Below are 16,608 nucleotides of genomic sequence, written 5' to 3' on the forward strand. Positions count from 1 at the left end.
GAATGTCGGCGCCCGCGACGCTGCGTCATCGGCTGCGCCATGGTTTGCTGAGGGCCTGTGCCGCCCTGGCCATCGGCCTTTTCGCAGCCCAGGGGCTGCCGGCCGGTGAGGCGCGGGCGGCCACGCCGCCCGACACATTGGTGATGGCTCATTATATTGATGACGTAACAAGTTTCGACCCGGCGGAGAGTTTCGAGCTGGCCACCGGCGAGATTCTGAACAACGTCTATCTGCGCCTGACCGTGCCCGATCCGGATGATTTTACGAAGATCCTGGGCGGGGCGGCCGAGAGCTGGACTATCTCGGATGACGGGCTCACCTACACCTTCACCATGCGGCCGGGGGTGAAATTTCATACCGGACGGCCGCTGACCGCCCATGATGCCGCCTTCTCGTTGCAGCGGGTGGTGAAGCTTGCCAAATCGCCGGTCTTCATCCTGAACGCGCTGGGCTGGACGCCCGAAAACGTCGACCGCATGGTGGTGGCGAAGGACGACACCACCCTGGTGCTGACCATGTCGGAGCCCTTCGCGCCGAGCTATGTGCTGAACAGCCTGTCATCCAGCGTCGGCGCCGTGGTCGACCGCACCGAGGCGCTGGCGCATGAGACCGATGGCGATCTGGGCAATGGCTGGCTGAAGACCAATACCGCCGGCAGCGGCGCCTATCGCCTGGTGACCTGGCGGCCGAAAGAGGCCGTGGTGCTGGAGGCGAACCCGGATTTCTATATGGGCGCGCCGAAGATGAAGCGGGTGATCATCCGCCATGTGCCCGAGCCCACCGCCCAGCGGCTGCTGCTGGAGAAGGGCGATGTGGATATTGCCCGCCGGCTCGGCACCGAACAGCTGAAGGGCATCGCCGGCAATCCCGATCTCAAGGTCGAAACCGAGCCCAAGGCGACGATCTATTATCTGGCGATGAACCAGAAGGTGCCGGCGCTGACCGAGCCCAAGGTGCGCGAGGCGATCCGCCGGGCGATCGACTATCAGGGCATCGCCGCGAACCTGCTGGAAGGGCTCTACCGGCCGCATCAGTCGATCCTGGGCGCCGGCAGTTTTGCGGCCCTCGACGATCTGCCCTATACCCGCGATGTGGAAAAGGCGAAAGCGCTGATGGTTGAAGCCGGCCATCCCGAGGGGCTGGACCTGACCATCGACGTCTCGGGCACGGCGCCCTATCGTGACATCGCCCAGGCACTGCAGGCCAATCTGGCCGATATCGGCATCCGGCTGAAGATCGTGACCGCCGATACCCGGCAGGTGCTGACCAAGTACCGGGCGCGCGGCCACGAGCTGCTGCTGATGTACTGGTCGCCGGATTATGGCGACCCCAATTCGACGGTCGACTATTTCGCCCGCAACCCCGACAACGCCGATACCGGCATCGCCAAGACCATCGCCTGGCGCAATGCCTGGAAGAATGACGAGCTGGGCGAGATGGCCCGCGCGGCGGTGCTGGAACGTGACGATGCCAGGCGGGTCGAGCTTTATCACGACATCCAGCGCCGGCTGCGCGAGGAAGGGCCGGTGGCGGTGATGTTCCAGCAGACCGAGCCGACCGCGATGCGCAAGCCGGTTGAAGGCTGGATCTCGGGCCCGGCCTTCGACACCTATATCTACTGGCGGATCACGAAGTGAAGGCAGCGCCTGCGGGGCTGCGCATGGTGCGGGTGACGGCCGGCTTCATGGCCGGCCTTGCCGTCACCCTGCTCGGCCTGATCGTCGTCACCTTCCTGATCGGCCGGGTGGTGCCGATCGATCCGGCGCTGGTCGTCGCCGGCGACAGGGCCAGCCCCGAGGCCTATGCCGCAGCCCGCACGGCGCTGGGACTGGACCTGCCGCTGTATGAGCAACTGGCGGTCTATGTCTGGAACGTACTGAACGGCGACCTGGGTCGATCGACCATGACCGGGCTGACGGTGGCCGAGGATGTGGCACGGGTGTTCCCGGCCACCATCGAACTCGCGGTTGCAGGCACGCTGATCGGTGTCGGGCTGGGGGTGCCGCTGGGGGTGCTGGCGGCGGCACGCGCCGGCCGGCTGGCCGATCACGTCGTGCGGGCGGTGGCCCTGGTCGGCTATTCGGTGCCGGTGTTCTGGCTGGGGCTGGTGGGACTGCTGGTCTTCTACGCCCGGCTCGGCTGGGTCGCGGGGCCCGGGCGGCTTGATGTCGCCTGGGCCTATACCATCCCCGAGGTGACCGGCTTCGTGCTGATCGACACGGCGCTGGCGGGGGAGCCCGCGGCGATGGTGGACGCCCTGCGCCACCTGATCCTGCCCGCTTCGATTCTGGGTTATTTCTCCATGGCTTATGTGGCGCGGATGACCCGATCGCTCATGATCGGAGAGCTGTCGCAGGACTATGTCGTCGCCGCCCGGGCCAAGGGCGTGCCCGAGGTGCGGATCCTGTGGGGCCATGCCTTCCGCAATGTTGCGGTCCCGCTGGTGACGGTGATCGCGCTGACCTTCGCCCATCTGCTGGAAGGTGCGGTGCTGACCGAAACCGTCTTCGCCTGGCCCGGCATCGGGCTCTACATCACCCAGGCGCTGTTCGCGGCCGACATGAATGCGGTGCTGGGCGGTACGCTTGCCGTCGGGCTGGGCTTCGTGCTGATCAACCGCACGGCCGACCTGATCCATCGCCGGCTGGATGCGCGGATGCGGCAGGAGGTGCGGACATGATCGGGGTCGCGGCCCTTGCCCGCATCGCTGCCCGCACGCCCCGCAGCCGGGCCGAGGCGCGGCGCTATGCGGCGGCGGGCTTCCTGGCCCGGGCGCTGGCCAATCCGGCGACCGTGATCGGCACCCTGATCGTGCTGGCCCTGATCCTGGCGGCCGCCCTGGCACCGGTGCTGGCGCCCTATGATCCGATCGATCAGGTCCTGAACGATCGGCTGCAAGCCCCTGGCGCAGAGCATTTTCTGGGCGCCGACCATCTGGGCCGCGACATCCTTTCGCGCATCCTGTACGGGGCGCGGATCACGCTGGCGGTGGTGCTGTCGGTGGCGGTGATCGTGGGGCCGGTGGGGCTTGCGATCGGCATTGCGGCCGGGTATTTCGGCGGCCGGATCGATGCGGTGCTGATGGGGGTGACCGACATCGTCATGGCCTTTCCGCGGCTGGTGCTGGCACTGGCGCTTGCCGCCGTGCTGGGCCCCGGCATCGGCAATGCGGTGGTGGCGATCGCGGTCACCGGCTGGCCGGCCTATGCCCGGCTGGCCCGGGCCGAGGCGAAGCTGGTGCGGGAGCGGGAATTCGTCCAGGCCGCCCGGCTGGCCGGGGCCTCGGATCTCAGGATCCTGGTGCTGCATGTGGCGCCGCTCTGCCTGTCCTCGGTGATCGTGCGGCTGACGCTCGACATGGCCGGCGTGATCCTGATCTTTGCCGGGCTGGGCTTTCTGGGCCTGGGCGCCCAGGCACCGGCGCCGGAATGGGGGGCGATGGTCGCCACCGGCCGCGACTACATCATCGATCAATGGTGGGTGGCGACCCTGCCCGGGGCGGCGATCTTCGTGGTCAGCATGGGCTTCAACCTGCTGGGCGACGGGCTGCGCGACGTGCTGGACCCGCGCGCCCAGACCGGGAGGGCGGCATGAGAGAGGCCAGGGGTACGAGGGGGGAGAGTGCCCTGCTGGAGATCCGCAACCTGGCCGTGTCGTTCCCGGGGCCCGAGGGGCCGGTCCGGGCGGTGCGCGAGGTCTCGCTGTCGCTGGCCCCCGGGGAACGGCTGGCGATCGTGGGCGAAAGCGGTTCCGGCAAGTCGATCTCCATGCGGGCGGTGATGGGGCTGCTGCCGCGCCAGGCCCGCATGACCGCCGACCGGCTGGCCTTCGACGGTATCGATCTGATCGAGGGCGGCGAGCGGTCCATCCGGCGCCTGCGCGGCCGGCGCATCGCCATGGTGATGCAGGATCCGAAGGCCGCACTCGACCCAGTGATGACCGCGGGCGTGCAGATCGCCGAGGGTCTGCGGCTGCATCGTGGCCTCGGCCGCCGTGCGGCCCGGGCTGCGGCGCTGGACCTGCTGGCCGCGGTGCGCATCGACCGGCCGGAACGGGTGCTGGACCTGCATCCGCACCAGATGTCGGGCGGCATGGCCCAGCGGGTGATGATCGCGATGATGCTGGCGGGGGAACCCGACCTGCTGATCGCCGACGAGCCGACCTCGGCACTCGACGTCTCGGTGCGCGGCGAGATTCTGGAGCTGATCGACGGGCTGGTCACCGAGCGGGGTATGGGGCTGGTGCTGATTTCCCATGATCTGGATCTGGTGGCGGCCTTTGCCGATCGGGTGGCGGTGATGTATGCCGGCCGGGTGATGGAAACGCTGACCGCCGGCGCACTCGATCATGCCGGCCATCCCTATACCCGCGGGCTGATCGGCTGCCGGCCGCGGCTGGATGCCCATGTGGCGCCGCTGCCGGTGCTGGTCCGCGATCCGGCGTGGAAGGAGGGCTGAGGTGATCGAGGTCGAAGGGCTGACCGTGCGCTTTCAGGGCCTCGCCGCGGTCGACCAGGTGTCGCTGAGCGTCGCCCGGGGCGAGGCGGTGGGTGTGGTCGGGGAAAGCGGCTCGGGCAAGTCGACCCTGCTGCGGGCGACCGCGGGCCTGCTGGCGCCGGATGGCGGGCGGGTGATGTTCGACGGACGGGCGGTGGTCACGGCCGGGCGCCAGAGCCTGGCCGACCGGCGGGCCCGGGCGCGGCTGATGCAGATGGTGTTTCAGGACCCCTCCACGGCCCTGCATCCGCGGCACACGGTCGACCGGATCCTGGCCGAGCCGCTGGTGATCCACGGGGTGGGGGAGGTAGAGCGGCGGATTGCGGCGGCGATGGCGGCGGTGGGGCTGGATGCGTCGCTGCGCTTCCGCTTTCCACACCAGCTGTCAGGCGGCCAGCGCCAGCGGGTCGCGATCGCCCGGGCGCTGATCCTGGAGCCCAGGGTTCTGCTGCTCGACGAGCCGACCTCGGCGCTGGACGTGTCGGTCCAGGCCGAGGTGCTGAACCTGCTCGACCGGCTGCGCGCCGATCATGGCCTGACGCTGCTGATGGTCGGCCATGATCTGGCGGTCGTCGCCCATCTCTGCACCCGGGCGCTGGTGATGCATCGCGGCCGGGCGGTGGAGGAACTCACCCGGGCAGATATTCATGGGGCGAAGGCGCGGGATCCCTATACGCAGGCACTGCTGGCGGCGGCCAGGGATCCGCGCGCGGCTCATTCGGCGGCGATGTCGGCGACGGGCGGATCGAAGGCCGTCACCTCGGGCAGCGCCCCGCGATAGGGTTCGACCTCGACCAGGGTCGAATGGGCGGTGGGGGCCTGGGACACGGCCGAGGTCGGGCGATCTGCCGTCAGCACATTCGGGTTGCCGTGCTTGTCCAGGCTGCCCCGGGCCGCCGGGTCCGCCGGATCGTACCAGGCGCCGGTGGCGAGGCGGATCACCCCCGGCATGACATCGGCGGTGACCACCGCGCCGGCGAGCGTGGCGCCGCGATCGTTGAAGACCCGCACCACCATGCCATCGGTGATGCCACGCCGGGCGGCATCCTCCGGGTGGATATGGACCGGCTCCCGGCCATGGATCTTGGCGCTGCGGCTGAGTTCGGCCGAATCGAGCTGGCCGTGCAGCCGGGTTTTGGGCTGGTGGCTCAACATGTGCAGCGGGTAGCGGGCGGCCAGCGGCGCGCCCAGCCATTCATCGGGTTCGATCCAGACCGGATGGCCGGGGCAGTGCGGATCGCCGAACGAGGCGACCCGGGCCGAGAACAGCTCGATCAGCCCTGACGGCGTGTTGAGCGGATGGGCGGCCGGGTCCTGGCGCAGATCGCCGAACATGGTGAAGGGTTCGTCGAGGGGGGGTACCTCGATATGGCCGGCCGCCCAGAAGCTGTCGAACTCCGGGAAAGGTATGCCGCGGGCGGCATTGGCCCCGGCCGCTTCGGCATAGATCCGGCGCAGCCAGCCCATCTCGTCGAGCCCTTCGGTGAAGGCCTCTTCCAGGCCGAGGCGCCGGGCGAGAGCGGTGAAGATGGCGAAATCGTCGCGGGCCTCGCCCACCGGCTCGATCGCCTTGTGCATCGCCAGGATGAAGCGGTCGCGGCCGCTGGCGCCGATGTCGTTGCGCTCCAGCGTCGTGGTGGCCGGCAGCACGATGTCGGCATGGCGGGCGGTCGCCGTCCAGTACTGTTCGTGAACGACCACGGTCTCGGGCCGGCGGAAGGCCTGGACCAGCCGGTTCAGATCCTGGTGATGGTGGAAGGGGTTGCCGCCGCACCAGTAGACCAGGCGGATATCGGGGTAGGTGAGGTCTTCGCCGTCATAGCGATAGCGGCCGCCGGGGGTCAGCATCATGTCGGAGATGCGTGCCACGGGGATGAAGCTGCCGGTCGGGTTCATCCCCATCGGCAGGCGCGGCGAGGCCATGCCCCGCCGCGGCACGCCCATATTGCCCAGCGAGGCGAGGCCGAGGGCGAAGCCGCCACCCGGCAGCCCGACATGGCCGGCCATGCAGGCCAGCGCAATCGCCGCCCAATAGGCCTGTTCGCCGCGATCGGCACGCTGCAGGGACCAGGAGGCATTGATGAAGGAACGCTCGCGCCCGAGGCCGCGGGCCAGCGCCCGGATGGTGTCGGCGTCGAGGCCGGTGATCGCCGCTGCCCAGTCCGGGGTCTTGGGCACACCATCGGTGCGGCCTTCGACATAGGCGATCACCCGGTCGGCGCCGACGGTGCAGCGGGCCAGGAAATCATGGTCGACCGTCCCGTCGCCGAGCAGGACATGGATCATGGCCAGCATGGCGGCGGTGTCGGTATTGGGGCGGATGGTCAGCCATTCCGCGCCATCCGGCACGTCTTCCTTCGACGGCGTGATGCAGACCACGCGAATGCCGGCATCCAGGATCTTCTGCAGCCAGTCGCGGCCTTCATGGGCGCCCATGCCGCCGGCTTCGATCTGCATGTTGATCCGCGGCAGGCCGCCGAAACAGACCATCAGCCGGCAGTTCTGCAGAATCCCGTCCCAGGACGAGACCGGCCCCTGCACCGCATCGATCGACCCCAGGATATGGGGAAGGATCGTGATTGCAGCGGCATAGCTGTAATTCTGTACCTGGGTGGTGAAGCCGCCACCGACATTCAGGAAGCGGTGGAGCTGAGACTTCGCATGATGGAAGCGCCCGGCCGAGGACCAGCCATAGGATCCGCCGAAGATCGACTCATGGCCGTGTTCCCGCCGCACCCGGGCAACCTCCGCCGCGACCATGTCGAGCGCCTCGTCCCAGGGAACGGCGACGAAATCCTCGTCGCCACGGCGCTCACGGCCGCGATCGGGCGCATTGCCGAGCCAGCTGCGGCGCACCGAGGGGCGGGCGACCCGCGCCCGGTTGTGAACCGCGTCCGGCATGGTCCGGACCATGTCCGAGGGGTAGGGATCGCCTTCGCGCGGAATGGCCTCGACCAGACGGCCATCGCGGACGACGGCGGTGAAGGCACCCCAATGGGAGGCAGTCGGAACACGGCGGATATCGGACATGGCGGACACGGTTCTCGGTTCTGATGGCCCGGACGCGGGGGCAGGATGATCAGACGCTCTGGAGGGTCCGGGACTCCCAGGCGGTGGCGACGAAGCCGATACGGTCGCCGGTCGCCACCACCGGGTCGCGGCGGGCGGCGATGACCAGGACCGGCTCGGCAAAGGTCACGGTGTCGACGATATCGCCGAAAATGTCCGTGATCACGCCCAATGGCGATCCGGGCTGAAGAATGTCACCGGGCGTGCAGGCGGCCCGGAACAGACCGCCGGTATCGGCCGTGACGTGGCGACGTTTCAGAACCTTGCGCAGCGTGCCGCCGGGGGCCGGGCGATCCTCGAACATCCCGATCTCGGCGGCGGTCCGGCGCAGACCCGCCGAGCCCTGTTCGACATAGGGCCATTCGATCCGGCTGCCGGCACCCAGCTCGACCATGAAGGCGGTTTTGCCGAGCGCCTGGAACTGGTAGTCGATGGCGCCCGAGATGTTGCCCGGCAGCTCACCCGCGGCCTTCACCGTCGGCATCAGGCAGGCGACGCTGGGGTCGTAGAAGGAGAGGTGGCGCAGCAGCACATCCTCGGCCACCGGACCGTCGGGATGCAGCTTGTAGACGCCATAGGGCTTCGCCTCGAAATGAGCGGTGAGCGTGTGCAGGCTGACCAGACAGTCGCCCGCGCGCTCGATCTCGCGCCAGAGCCGGTCGGCGACCCGCTGGGTGGTCAGGCCGCCGGCGGCGCCGGGGAACTGCTGGTCGATGTCGAGCCCGTCCTGCGGCGCCGTCTTGGCCCGGGCATCGAAGGCGAGCGGGTTGGCGGCCGGGATCACCACACAGGCGCCGCGCATGGCGGCGAGGTCGAGATGGCGGACGAAATCGAGCGCCGCCAGCGTGCCGTTGACCTCGTCGCCATGGACGGTGGCGGTGACCCAGAGGGTCGGGCCGTCGGCTGCACCACGGGCGGCGATGTAGGGGATGGAAATCTCGGCGCCGGTGGCCGTGGAACCGGCGACCAGGCGGCCCTGGCCGCGGCTCGCGGGGGCGAGCCGGGCGAGATGATCGGTGATGATTGTCACGAGGCGGGGTCTCTTCCGTGGGGGGAGGCGGTTCCGGCCGTGGCGGCCCCGGCCTTGCGGCGAAGGTCCAGGGTGTAGCACAGCCAGAAGAGGGCGAAGCTGCCGGCCAGGATGGCGATCTGATAGATCAGGCCGACATGTTCGGAGGGCAGCAGAAGCAGCGCGAAGAGCAGGGCCGCTGCACGGGTCGCGCGCGACAGCGGCACCTTCAGCCAGCCGATCGAGGCGACCGAGATGGCGAAGATCGCGATAGCCATCAGCAGGCAGACATAGGCGATCTCGCCGATCGTGCCCTGGGCCAGGAATTCGGGGTGGTAGATGAAGACATAGGGGATCGCGAAGACCGGCAGGCCCAGGCGTACCGCATGCATGCTGGTCCGCCAGGGATCGGCATTGCCGACCGCGGCTGCTGCGAAGGAGGCGACGGCAAGCGGCGGTGTGATGTTTGAGATCACGGCATAGTAGAAGATGAACATATGCACCGCGATCGGCACCACGCCGAAATCGACGAAGGCCGGGGCCAGGATCACGGCCAGCACCACATAGACGGCACTGGTCGGCATGCCCATGCCCATGATCACCGCGACCACCATGGTGAGCGCCAGCGCGAGCGGCAGGATGCCGTGCGAGGTTTCGATGATGATCGTGGCCATGCGATAGCCGAGGCCGGTCATCGACACCACGCCGACGATGATGCCGCCGACCGCACAGGCGGCGGTGATCGGCGCGATCAGCTTGGGCGCGTTGATCAGGGCGTCGGCGAAGATCCGGGCGAGACCGCGCACGCCCTTGCGGCGATCGAAGATCACGATCATCGCCGCCAGCATGCCGATGGCCCAGACGCCGGCCCGTGCCGGGGTGTAGCCCGAGACCAGGGCCCAGACCATGAAGATCACCGGGACCAGCAGATAGCCGCGCGAGCGCAGCACCGGCCAGACCTTCGGCATTTCCTCGTCTTCGGCGGGCCGCAGGTTCAGCCGCCGGGCTTCCAGATCGACCATCACGAAGACGGTGGCGAAATAGAAGATCGCCGGCAGGATCGCGGCGATCATGATGTCGCCATAGGGGACGCCCAGCGTCTCCATCATGATGAAGGCGGCAGCGCCCATGATCGGCGGCATGATCTGCCCGCCCGTGGACGCCACCGCTTCCACCCCGCCCGCGAATGAGCCCGAGAAGCCGCCGCGTTTCATGGCCGGGATGGTGAAGCTGCCCGTGGTCACCACATTGGCGGTGGAACTGCCCGAGAGCATGGAGAAAAAGGCGGACGAGACCACGGCGGTCTTGGCCGGCCCGCCGACGATCCGGCCGGTAAGGGCGCGGGCCAGATCGGTGAAGAACTCGCCGGCGCCCGAGGCGACCAGCAGCGAGCCGAACAGCACGAACAGGAAGATATAGCTGGCGGTCACCGCCAGCGGCACCGTCCAGATGCCGTCGACCGTGAGGTACATCTGCTCGATGACCCGGTCGATGGAATAGCCCCGGTGCCAGAACGGATAGGGCAGGCTGTCGCCGACCTGGGTGTAGACCAGGAAGACGAGGGTGATCACGACCATCGGCCAGCCGATGCTGCGCCGGACGACATCCAGCACCACCAGCAGCAGCAGGGCGCCCAGCACGCGCTCGGCGGTCAGCAGCCGGGTCATGTATTCCATGCGTTCGGAAATGCGGGTCTGGTCGAAGACCAGGAACAGGGTCGAGGCCAGCACCGCGATCAGCATCGCCGTATCCCAGGCAAGGCCGATCCAGCGCTTCGCGCCGGTCTCCGGCGCCCGCATCGAGGCGGCGGTCAGCAGCAGCACCGCGAAGGCCAGCGCCAGATGGATGGGACGATAGGCCAGCGCCGGCGCTTCGCCGAAGATGCCCGCATGGATGTGGAAGAGCGACATGCCGATCGCGACCGCGTGGGCGGCATGGCGCAGCACGGTGCGAAGGCCTGAGCCCTCGCCCGCTGCGGAGACGGTGGTCATCCTGGATCTTCTTCCGGACGAGGATGCGTCGGACGGGCGCGGGCGGGGCCGGGGTCACCGGCCGCCCGCGCCGCTCACCTCACTTCGCGAGGACGCCGGCTTCCTGATAGGCGCGCAGCGCACCCGGATGGATGGTGATACCGGGCATGGCGGCCATATCGGCCGGCTCCAGCCGGGCCAGGGCGGCATGGGCGCCCTGCAGACGCTTGAACTTTTCGATCAGCGTCTTCGTCAGCCAATAGGCCTCGTCCTCGGGCATTTCGTCCGAGGCGATCATCATCATCGAGGTGCCGACGGTCGGGATCGCGGCATCCTGGCCCGGATAGGTGCCGGCCGGGATCGCGGCGCGGGCATAGCCGGGGTTCAGCTCCTGAAGCTTCGCCGCCAGCGCGTCATCGATGGTCAGGAAACGGATGTCGGAGGTGCTGGCAAGTTCGGTGAAGAAACTGGCCGGGTAGTTCGCGACCGAGACCATGCCCACCGAATGGTGGTCCTTGATCTGGTCGGTCTGGAAGCTGAGACCGCCGCGGACGATGTCGATCTTCGACGCATCGGTGCCGGTTGCGGCAAGCAGGTCGTCGAAGATCAGCGCCGTGGCCTGGCCCACCGGCTGCGAGGCGAAGCGCTTGCCGGCAAGGTCGCCGATCGACTGGACGCCCGAATCACCCGCGACCGCGATATGGGCCAGCATCGAGGTGAACGAGGCGATGCCGCGGACATTGGTGATCGGCTCCTGGAAGGGCGGCTTGCCGGCGGCGGCGACGCTGGGCACGATGCTCATGGTCAGGCCCAGTTCACCCGTCCCGCGCGAGACGCCGACGACGTTGGAGGTGCCGCCGCCCATTTCGGCATTGGCGCGCACGCCCTCGTCACCCAGGATGGCGGCGACGCCTGCGGCGGTGGCATAGAACGAGCTGCCGGTCGGGCCGGCGAGGATGGTGAGCGATTTCGGCTTGCCCTCGTCGGCGGCGAAGCCGGGGGCTGCGTGCAGCATCAGGGCCGCGACGGCGGCGGCGCCGAGCATGCGGCGATCGATGGTCCGGAACATGTAGCCTCACGTGTTTCTTGATGGGCTGCGTCTTGCGCGGTGGCAGTGCCCGCGGGGGCGTGGCACCGGCTTTGCGCGGCGGGTCTCCATCCGGCGGCGGATCTCTGGCGGATCCGTCCGACCGGGATGTGTCGATGTCAGGCGGTGCCGAAGGGATAGGTTTCGGCACCCAGGCGGAAGGACAGGCTGCGCGCGGCAGCCTGCAGATCCGCCACATGGGCCTCGGCCGCGTCGGGCTCGTAGCCCTGAAGCGGCATGATGAAGCTGAGGGCGGCACGGATGTGTTCGTGCTCGCCGAAGACCGGAACCGCGATCGCCACCAGGCCGGGCGCGCTCTCGCCCGCGGTGACGGCGGCGCCGGCGGCGCGAACCTCGGCCAGATGGTCGGCAAGGCCGGCCGGATCGGTGATGGTCTTGGGCGTGATCTGGGGCAGGCCGTGGGCCGCGATCAGCCGGTCGAGCACCTCGGGCGCGTCGAAGGCGGTCAGGATCTTGCCGGCCGCGGTGGCGTGGAACGGCACCGACATGCCCACGCGCCAGCGGCTGTCGACGAAGAACGGCCCTTCCACCGCCAGCAGATGGAAGACGGTGTCGCCCTCGCGCACGCTCAACACCGCGGAATGGCCGCAGCGATCGACCAGCTCCCGCATGATCGGCAGCGCCTGACGGGTGAGGACGTGCGTATGGGCATAGGCGACGCCGACCAGAAAGCTCATCGGCCCGACCCGGTATTTGCGGGTGACCGGATCCTGCTCCAGGAAACCCTGCTCGCGGAAGGTGGCCAGCACCTTCGAGACCTGGCTTTTGGCAAGCCCGGTCCGCTCGCAGATGTCGGTGATACCGAGCGGCTGACGTGTGGTGGAGAAGGCGCCGTAGATGGCGAGGGCCGAGGTCAAAGACTTCATCAAGAAGTTTCCTATTGGGAAACCATGTTTCCAAATAAGCTTAAGCCCCTCATTTCCCGCCCGTCAATCATGTTCTGCATGCATGGGTCGGCCGGGTTGCCCCTGGGTGGAATTCCGCGTATGACCAGAAGACACAATGGTTTACCGGCAACGCACCGGTGGCCCGAGGAACCGCCCGAGGAGATCCCCCGTACCGATGGCGAGCGTGAGCGAGGCCGGCTGCCGGCCGGTGCAGCCCAACCGGCTGGATGCCGGCGCGGCGCTGATGATGGTGGTGCTGTGCGCCTGTTGGGGCCTGCAGCAGGTGGCCGTGAAGATGGCGGTCGCCGATGGGGCCGCCCCCATGGCCCAGGCGGCGCTGCGATCGATCGGCGCCACGGCCATCGTCGGCGTGGTGGTGCTGGCGCTGGGGCGTCGTCGCGGCGTGATCCCGGCGGGCACGCTCTGGCCGGGGATCGGGGCAGGGCTGCTCTTCGCGCTGGAATTCGCGCTGCTCTATACCGGGCTGTCGCTGACCACCGCGTCGCGGGCGGTGGTGTTTCTGTACACCGCCCCCTTCGTGGTCGCGATCGGCGGCCATCTGCTGATCCCGGGCGAGCGGCTGGGCCGCTGGCAGGTGATGGGGCTGCTGGCGGCCTTCGGCGGCATCGTCGCGGCCTTCGCCGACGGGCTGGTCGAAGGCGGCGGATCGATCGCGGGCGACCTGCTGATGGTCGCGGCGGCCGTCGCCTGGGGGCTGACCACGCTGCTGATCAAGGGCAGCGTGCTCTCGCGCACGGCGCCACTGGTGACGCTGCTCTATCAGCTGGGCGTCTCGGCCGTGGCGCTGGTGGTGCTGGCGCTGGTCATGGGCGCCGATCTCGCCATTCCGCTGACCGATACGGTGATCGGCGCCATGGCATTTCAGATCGTCGGCGTGGCGAGCCTCTCCTATCTGGGCTGGTTCGTGCTGATCTCGCGCTATCCGGCCTCCAGGCTCTCGGCCTTCAGCTTTCTGACCCCGCTCTTCGGTGTCGGGGCTGCGGCGGCCGTGCTGGGTGACGCATTGACGCCCGCCTTCGCGATCGCACTGGTGCTGGTCGCGGGCGGGATCTGGATGGTGAACCGGCCGTCCTGAGCGGACGGCCGGCAATCGGTCAATCAGTCAATTGATCAATCAGTCTCAGGCGCCGGCCCGTTCGGGGACCGCAAGCCCCAGCCAGTCGCGATAGAAGGTCGGGATGTCCGGCTCGAAATCATGCAGCACCGGATACCAGGGCGTCGGCGCCTCGACGTCCAGCAGCACGCCGCAGTCGGGGCAGCAGTATTCGCGATAGACCTGCCAGGCGGGGTCAGGGGCCATCAGTTTGGGGTAGACCTCGTTCAGCGCCTCTTCGGTGTCGCGGACGCAGACCAGCGCTTCCAGCTTCCAGTTCCGGTCATGGTCGCAGAAGACATGGCCGCAGCTGCACTTGATCTTCCAGTGCTTCGCTGCATCCTGAACGATGAACAGATGCGGCCCCAGCGGCAGCAGGATCCGGTCCGGCCAGGCGGCGCGCGACTGCAGCACCTCGATATATTTCACGAACCGATCGGCATCCTTGGGCATGGAGAGCATGCGATGGACGACATCGGGGTCCAGGCGGCCGTCGACCAGATCGGCGACCTGTTTCGGGGTATAGCTCGACATCTGCGGACTTCCTTATAAGAGATTGTGATTTCGGGAAAATGAGGGGGCATCGCCGGGGCGGGCGCCGGGGGAGGAAGACCGGCCCGGCGATGCCCGCGCCTCACTCCTCCACCAGACGGATCGTGGTCACGTCGGGCAGGGCCGAAAGGTCCATGCGGTGCTTCGAACCGAAGGAGGGGATGCCCAGTTCGCTCTCCTCGATCGTCCAGTCGGCCGGCAGATCCCAGAAGCTGCGGAACTGGTCGAGGAACTTGCCCGAAAGCCCGAAGCTGGTGGCATACATGTGCCGGACCGGCAGCGATGCCTCCTTGGCCAGGATCCGCTCCCGCTCTTCCGCCATCCACGCGCGGGTCGGGCGGCTGCGGGCGATGCGTTCGCGGCGGATCTCGGCGCGGCGCCGGGCGGTCGCCTCGCGGTCGACCTGCCAGCGGCCGCCGGCGACCTTCATCGCCACGGCGCCATGGACCGAGGCGGCATAGCGGGGCAGCAGGGCGCGCTCGTTCAGATCCTGCTCGATCGCCGCCGGGTCGCGGTCCAGCGGGTCGCCGAAGCCCGGCCCGCCGCGGATGTAGTTCAGGTAGAGATCGTGGTTCTCGAACACCGCCTCGGTGGTCATCGCCTGATGGTCGCGTTTGACCCGGGCGTTGCGATCGATGCGGGTTTCGTATTCCGGGTGATCGGGGTCGAGATCGGCGCCGAAGGGCAGGGGCTCGCCCGCGGCGATCCGGCGGGCGATGCCGGTGTCATGGGCCTCGAAACGATAGCCGGTGGCGGAGGGATAGCCGCCCATCAGCCCCCAGTCGCTGACCATGTAGCCATTGCCCATGAAATACATGGTCCAGTCTTCGGCCTTCCAGACCATGCGCAGGGTCTCGAAGCCGCAGCCGCCGCGGTATTTGCCATAGCCGCCCGAATTGGCCTTCACATTGCGGCCCAGATAGATCAGGGGCTCGGCCAGCTCCCAGATCTCCATGTCGCCCATATCGCCTTCGGGGTTCCAGATCGCGGCCGCATGGTTCAGCCCGTCGCGGATCGCCGAGGCGCCGGTGCCGGTGGCCGCGGTCTCGAAACTGTTGACCGCATGCACCTCGCCGTCCTGGTTGATGCCGCCGCCCTGCAGCCAGTTGGAGGTGTTGCCGTTGCCGGCATTGACCTCTTCCAGATAGCCGCGGCCGTAATAGGCGGTCGACACGCCGCGCCAGAGGGCGCTCCAGCTCGACACCAGGAAATGCCAGGCATAGGCATGGCCGGTGCGCCGGTCGTCGGGGTTCATCCAGGTGCCCTTGGGCAGGCGGAATTTCGTCCCGTAATAGGCGCCGTCGTTGATCCGCTCGGTCGGCACCAGGGTCTGGGTCATCATCACCCAGATGCCGCTGGTGAAGGCGACCTGATTGGCATTGTAGGTGTGCCAGCCCCAGCGGCTCGCGCCCTCGAAATCGAGCCGCCACGAGGCATCGGCATTGATGGTCATCTCGACCGGCGCATGCATGATGCTGTCGATCTTGGCGAAGGCCGAGGGGCAGCCGATGTCTTCATGCGCATAGGGTACGTCGACGAAGGCGACCTTGCGATAGGTGCCGGGGATGGTCATCGCCTTCACCCGGCTCTGCAGGCCGCGGCGGCCTTCCTCGATCACCTCGTAGGCGAAGCTTTCCCAGTGGTCGACGCCGTGTTCTTCCAGCACCTCTTCCACCAGATCGCGGATCATATGGCAGCCGGCGATGCGGGTGCGCTCGTCCAGGATCCAGTATTTGGTGGTGCGCACCGAGCGCTGACTTTCATGCAGCCAGTCGCGCAGCGGCACATCGTTGATGCCGGTCTTGCGGCAGGTGATCTGATAGCCGTCGCCGAAGCGCTGGATCTGGCCGGTGGACATGGAGCCGGGGCCGACCGATCCGGTGTCGATCACATGGGTGACGCCGCCGACCCAGCCGACCAGCTTGTCCTGCCAGAAGATCGGCACGATGGTCGCGATGTCGCAGGGATGGACATTGCCGATCGAGCAGTCGTTGTTGGTGAACATGTCACCGGGGGAAATGCCGGGATTGGTCTCCCAGCCGTTCTCGATCATGTATTTGATCGCCGCCCCCATGGTGCCGACATGGATGATGATGCCGGTGGAGGTCAGCACGCAGTCGCCGGCGGCGTTGTAGAGGGTGAAGCACAGCTCGCCCTCCTGCTCGACGATGGGCGAGGCGGCGATCTTCTTGGCGGTCTCGCGGGCATGAACCAGGCCGCCGCGGAGCTTCGAGAACATCTTCTCATAGCCGATCGGGTCGGACTGCTTGAGCGCCAGGGTCTCGAGCCCGGCGTAATGGCCGGTTTTCGCCGTGAGATCGAGCACCCGGGCCCGGTTCTCCTTCAGGGTCAGGCCGCCGCGGACCAGGCCCTCGCGTCGTTCGGACGACATCACGTTCATCT

The 16,608-nt window shown here is 68.1% G+C and carries 13 protein-coding genes; 6 read left to right on the forward strand and 7 right to left on the reverse strand.

Annotated features, from left to right (window positions below; translation table 11 throughout):
* Positions 1-2 precede the first annotated feature (2 nt).
* Genes CMO28_RS07600 through CMO28_RS07620 form a run of 5 tightly spaced genes read left to right on the forward strand, consistent with a single transcriptional unit; the run spans position 3 to position 5,277 of the window.
* Complete coding sequence (locus CMO28_RS07600; protein ID WP_296711963.1) at positions 3-1,637, forward strand: ABC transporter substrate-binding protein; 1,635 nt, start codon at positions 3-5, stop codon at positions 1,635-1,637.
* Positions 1,634-2,680: an ABC transporter permease gene (locus CMO28_RS07605; protein WP_296711965.1), complete on the forward strand. Its 1,047-nt coding sequence runs from the start codon at positions 1,634-1,636 to the stop codon at positions 2,678-2,680. Before CMO28_RS07600 ends, CMO28_RS07605 begins: the two co-directional genes overlap by 4 nt.
* A complete protein-coding gene (locus tag CMO28_RS07610; RefSeq protein WP_296711967.1) occupies positions 2,677-3,594 on the forward strand; it encodes an ABC transporter permease in 918 nt (305 codons plus the stop codon). Before CMO28_RS07605 ends, CMO28_RS07610 begins: the two co-directional genes overlap by 4 nt.
* Positions 3,591-4,457, forward strand: a complete 867-nt coding sequence (locus tag CMO28_RS07615; protein ID WP_296711972.1) for an ABC transporter ATP-binding protein — start codon at positions 3,591-3,593, stop codon at positions 4,455-4,457. Before CMO28_RS07610 ends, CMO28_RS07615 begins: the two co-directional genes overlap by 4 nt.
* Positions 4,405-5,277: an ABC transporter ATP-binding protein gene (locus tag CMO28_RS07620; protein WP_322111315.1), complete on the forward strand. Its 873-nt coding sequence runs from the start codon at positions 4,405-4,407 to the stop codon at positions 5,275-5,277. The genes CMO28_RS07615 and CMO28_RS07620 overlap by 53 nt, the downstream gene beginning before the upstream one ends.
* On the opposite strand, the gene CMO28_RS07625 is transcribed toward CMO28_RS07620, so the two are convergent.
* From CMO28_RS07625 to CMO28_RS07645, 5 genes are all read right to left on the reverse strand, one after another.
* The gene (locus CMO28_RS07625) at positions 5,211-7,526 is read right to left on the reverse strand and encodes a molybdopterin-dependent oxidoreductase (protein ID WP_296711978.1); all 2,316 of its coding nucleotides are present in this window, start codon (positions 7,524-7,526) and stop codon (positions 5,211-5,213) included. The two genes, CMO28_RS07620 and CMO28_RS07625, sit on opposite strands and share 67 nt — an antisense overlap.
* Before the next feature lie 49 nt (positions 7,527-7,575).
* Positions 7,576-8,595: a M14 family metallopeptidase gene (locus CMO28_RS07630; protein ID WP_296711981.1), complete on the reverse strand. Its 1,020-nt coding sequence runs from the start codon at positions 8,593-8,595 to the stop codon at positions 7,576-7,578.
* Positions 8,592-10,565, reverse strand: a complete 1,974-nt coding sequence (locus CMO28_RS07635; RefSeq protein ID WP_296711984.1) for a TRAP transporter permease — start codon at positions 10,563-10,565, stop codon at positions 8,592-8,594. The genes CMO28_RS07630 and CMO28_RS07635 overlap by 4 nt, the downstream gene beginning before the upstream one ends.
* A gap of 79 nt (positions 10,566-10,644) precedes the next feature.
* Positions 10,645-11,613: a TAXI family TRAP transporter solute-binding subunit gene (locus CMO28_RS07640; protein ID WP_062760911.1), complete on the reverse strand. Its 969-nt coding sequence runs from the start codon at positions 11,611-11,613 to the stop codon at positions 10,645-10,647.
* Positions 11,614-11,750: 137 nt separating this feature from the next.
* Positions 11,751-12,518 (reverse strand): IclR family transcriptional regulator, encoded by a 768-nt coding sequence (locus CMO28_RS07645; protein ID WP_296711989.1) that lies wholly within the window; start codon positions 12,516-12,518, stop codon positions 11,751-11,753.
* 265 nt (positions 12,519-12,783) lie between these two features.
* On the opposite strand from CMO28_RS07645, the gene CMO28_RS07650 reads away from it, so the two are divergent.
* Positions 12,784-13,635, forward strand: coding sequence for a DMT family transporter (locus tag CMO28_RS07650; RefSeq protein WP_409351429.1), 852 nt, complete (start codon positions 12,784-12,786; stop codon positions 13,633-13,635).
* Positions 13,636-13,680: 45 nt separating this feature from the next.
* On the opposite strand, the gene CMO28_RS07655 is transcribed toward CMO28_RS07650, so the two are convergent.
* On the reverse strand, positions 13,681-14,187 hold the full coding sequence (locus tag CMO28_RS07655) for an acetone carboxylase subunit gamma (protein WP_062760906.1): 507 nt from the start codon (positions 14,185-14,187) through the stop codon (positions 13,681-13,683).
* A gap of 100 nt (positions 14,188-14,287) precedes the next feature.
* Complete coding sequence (locus tag CMO28_RS07660) at positions 14,288-16,606, reverse strand: hydantoinase B/oxoprolinase family protein (RefSeq protein ID WP_296711995.1); 2,319 nt, start codon at positions 16,604-16,606, stop codon at positions 14,288-14,290.
* Between the last annotated feature and the right edge of the window lie 2 nt (positions 16,607-16,608).

Origin of the sequence: Tistrella sp., from assembly GCF_002684955.1 — a bacterium.
Classification (GTDB): Bacteria; Pseudomonadota; Alphaproteobacteria; order Tistrellales; family Tistrellaceae; genus Tistrella; species Tistrella mobilis.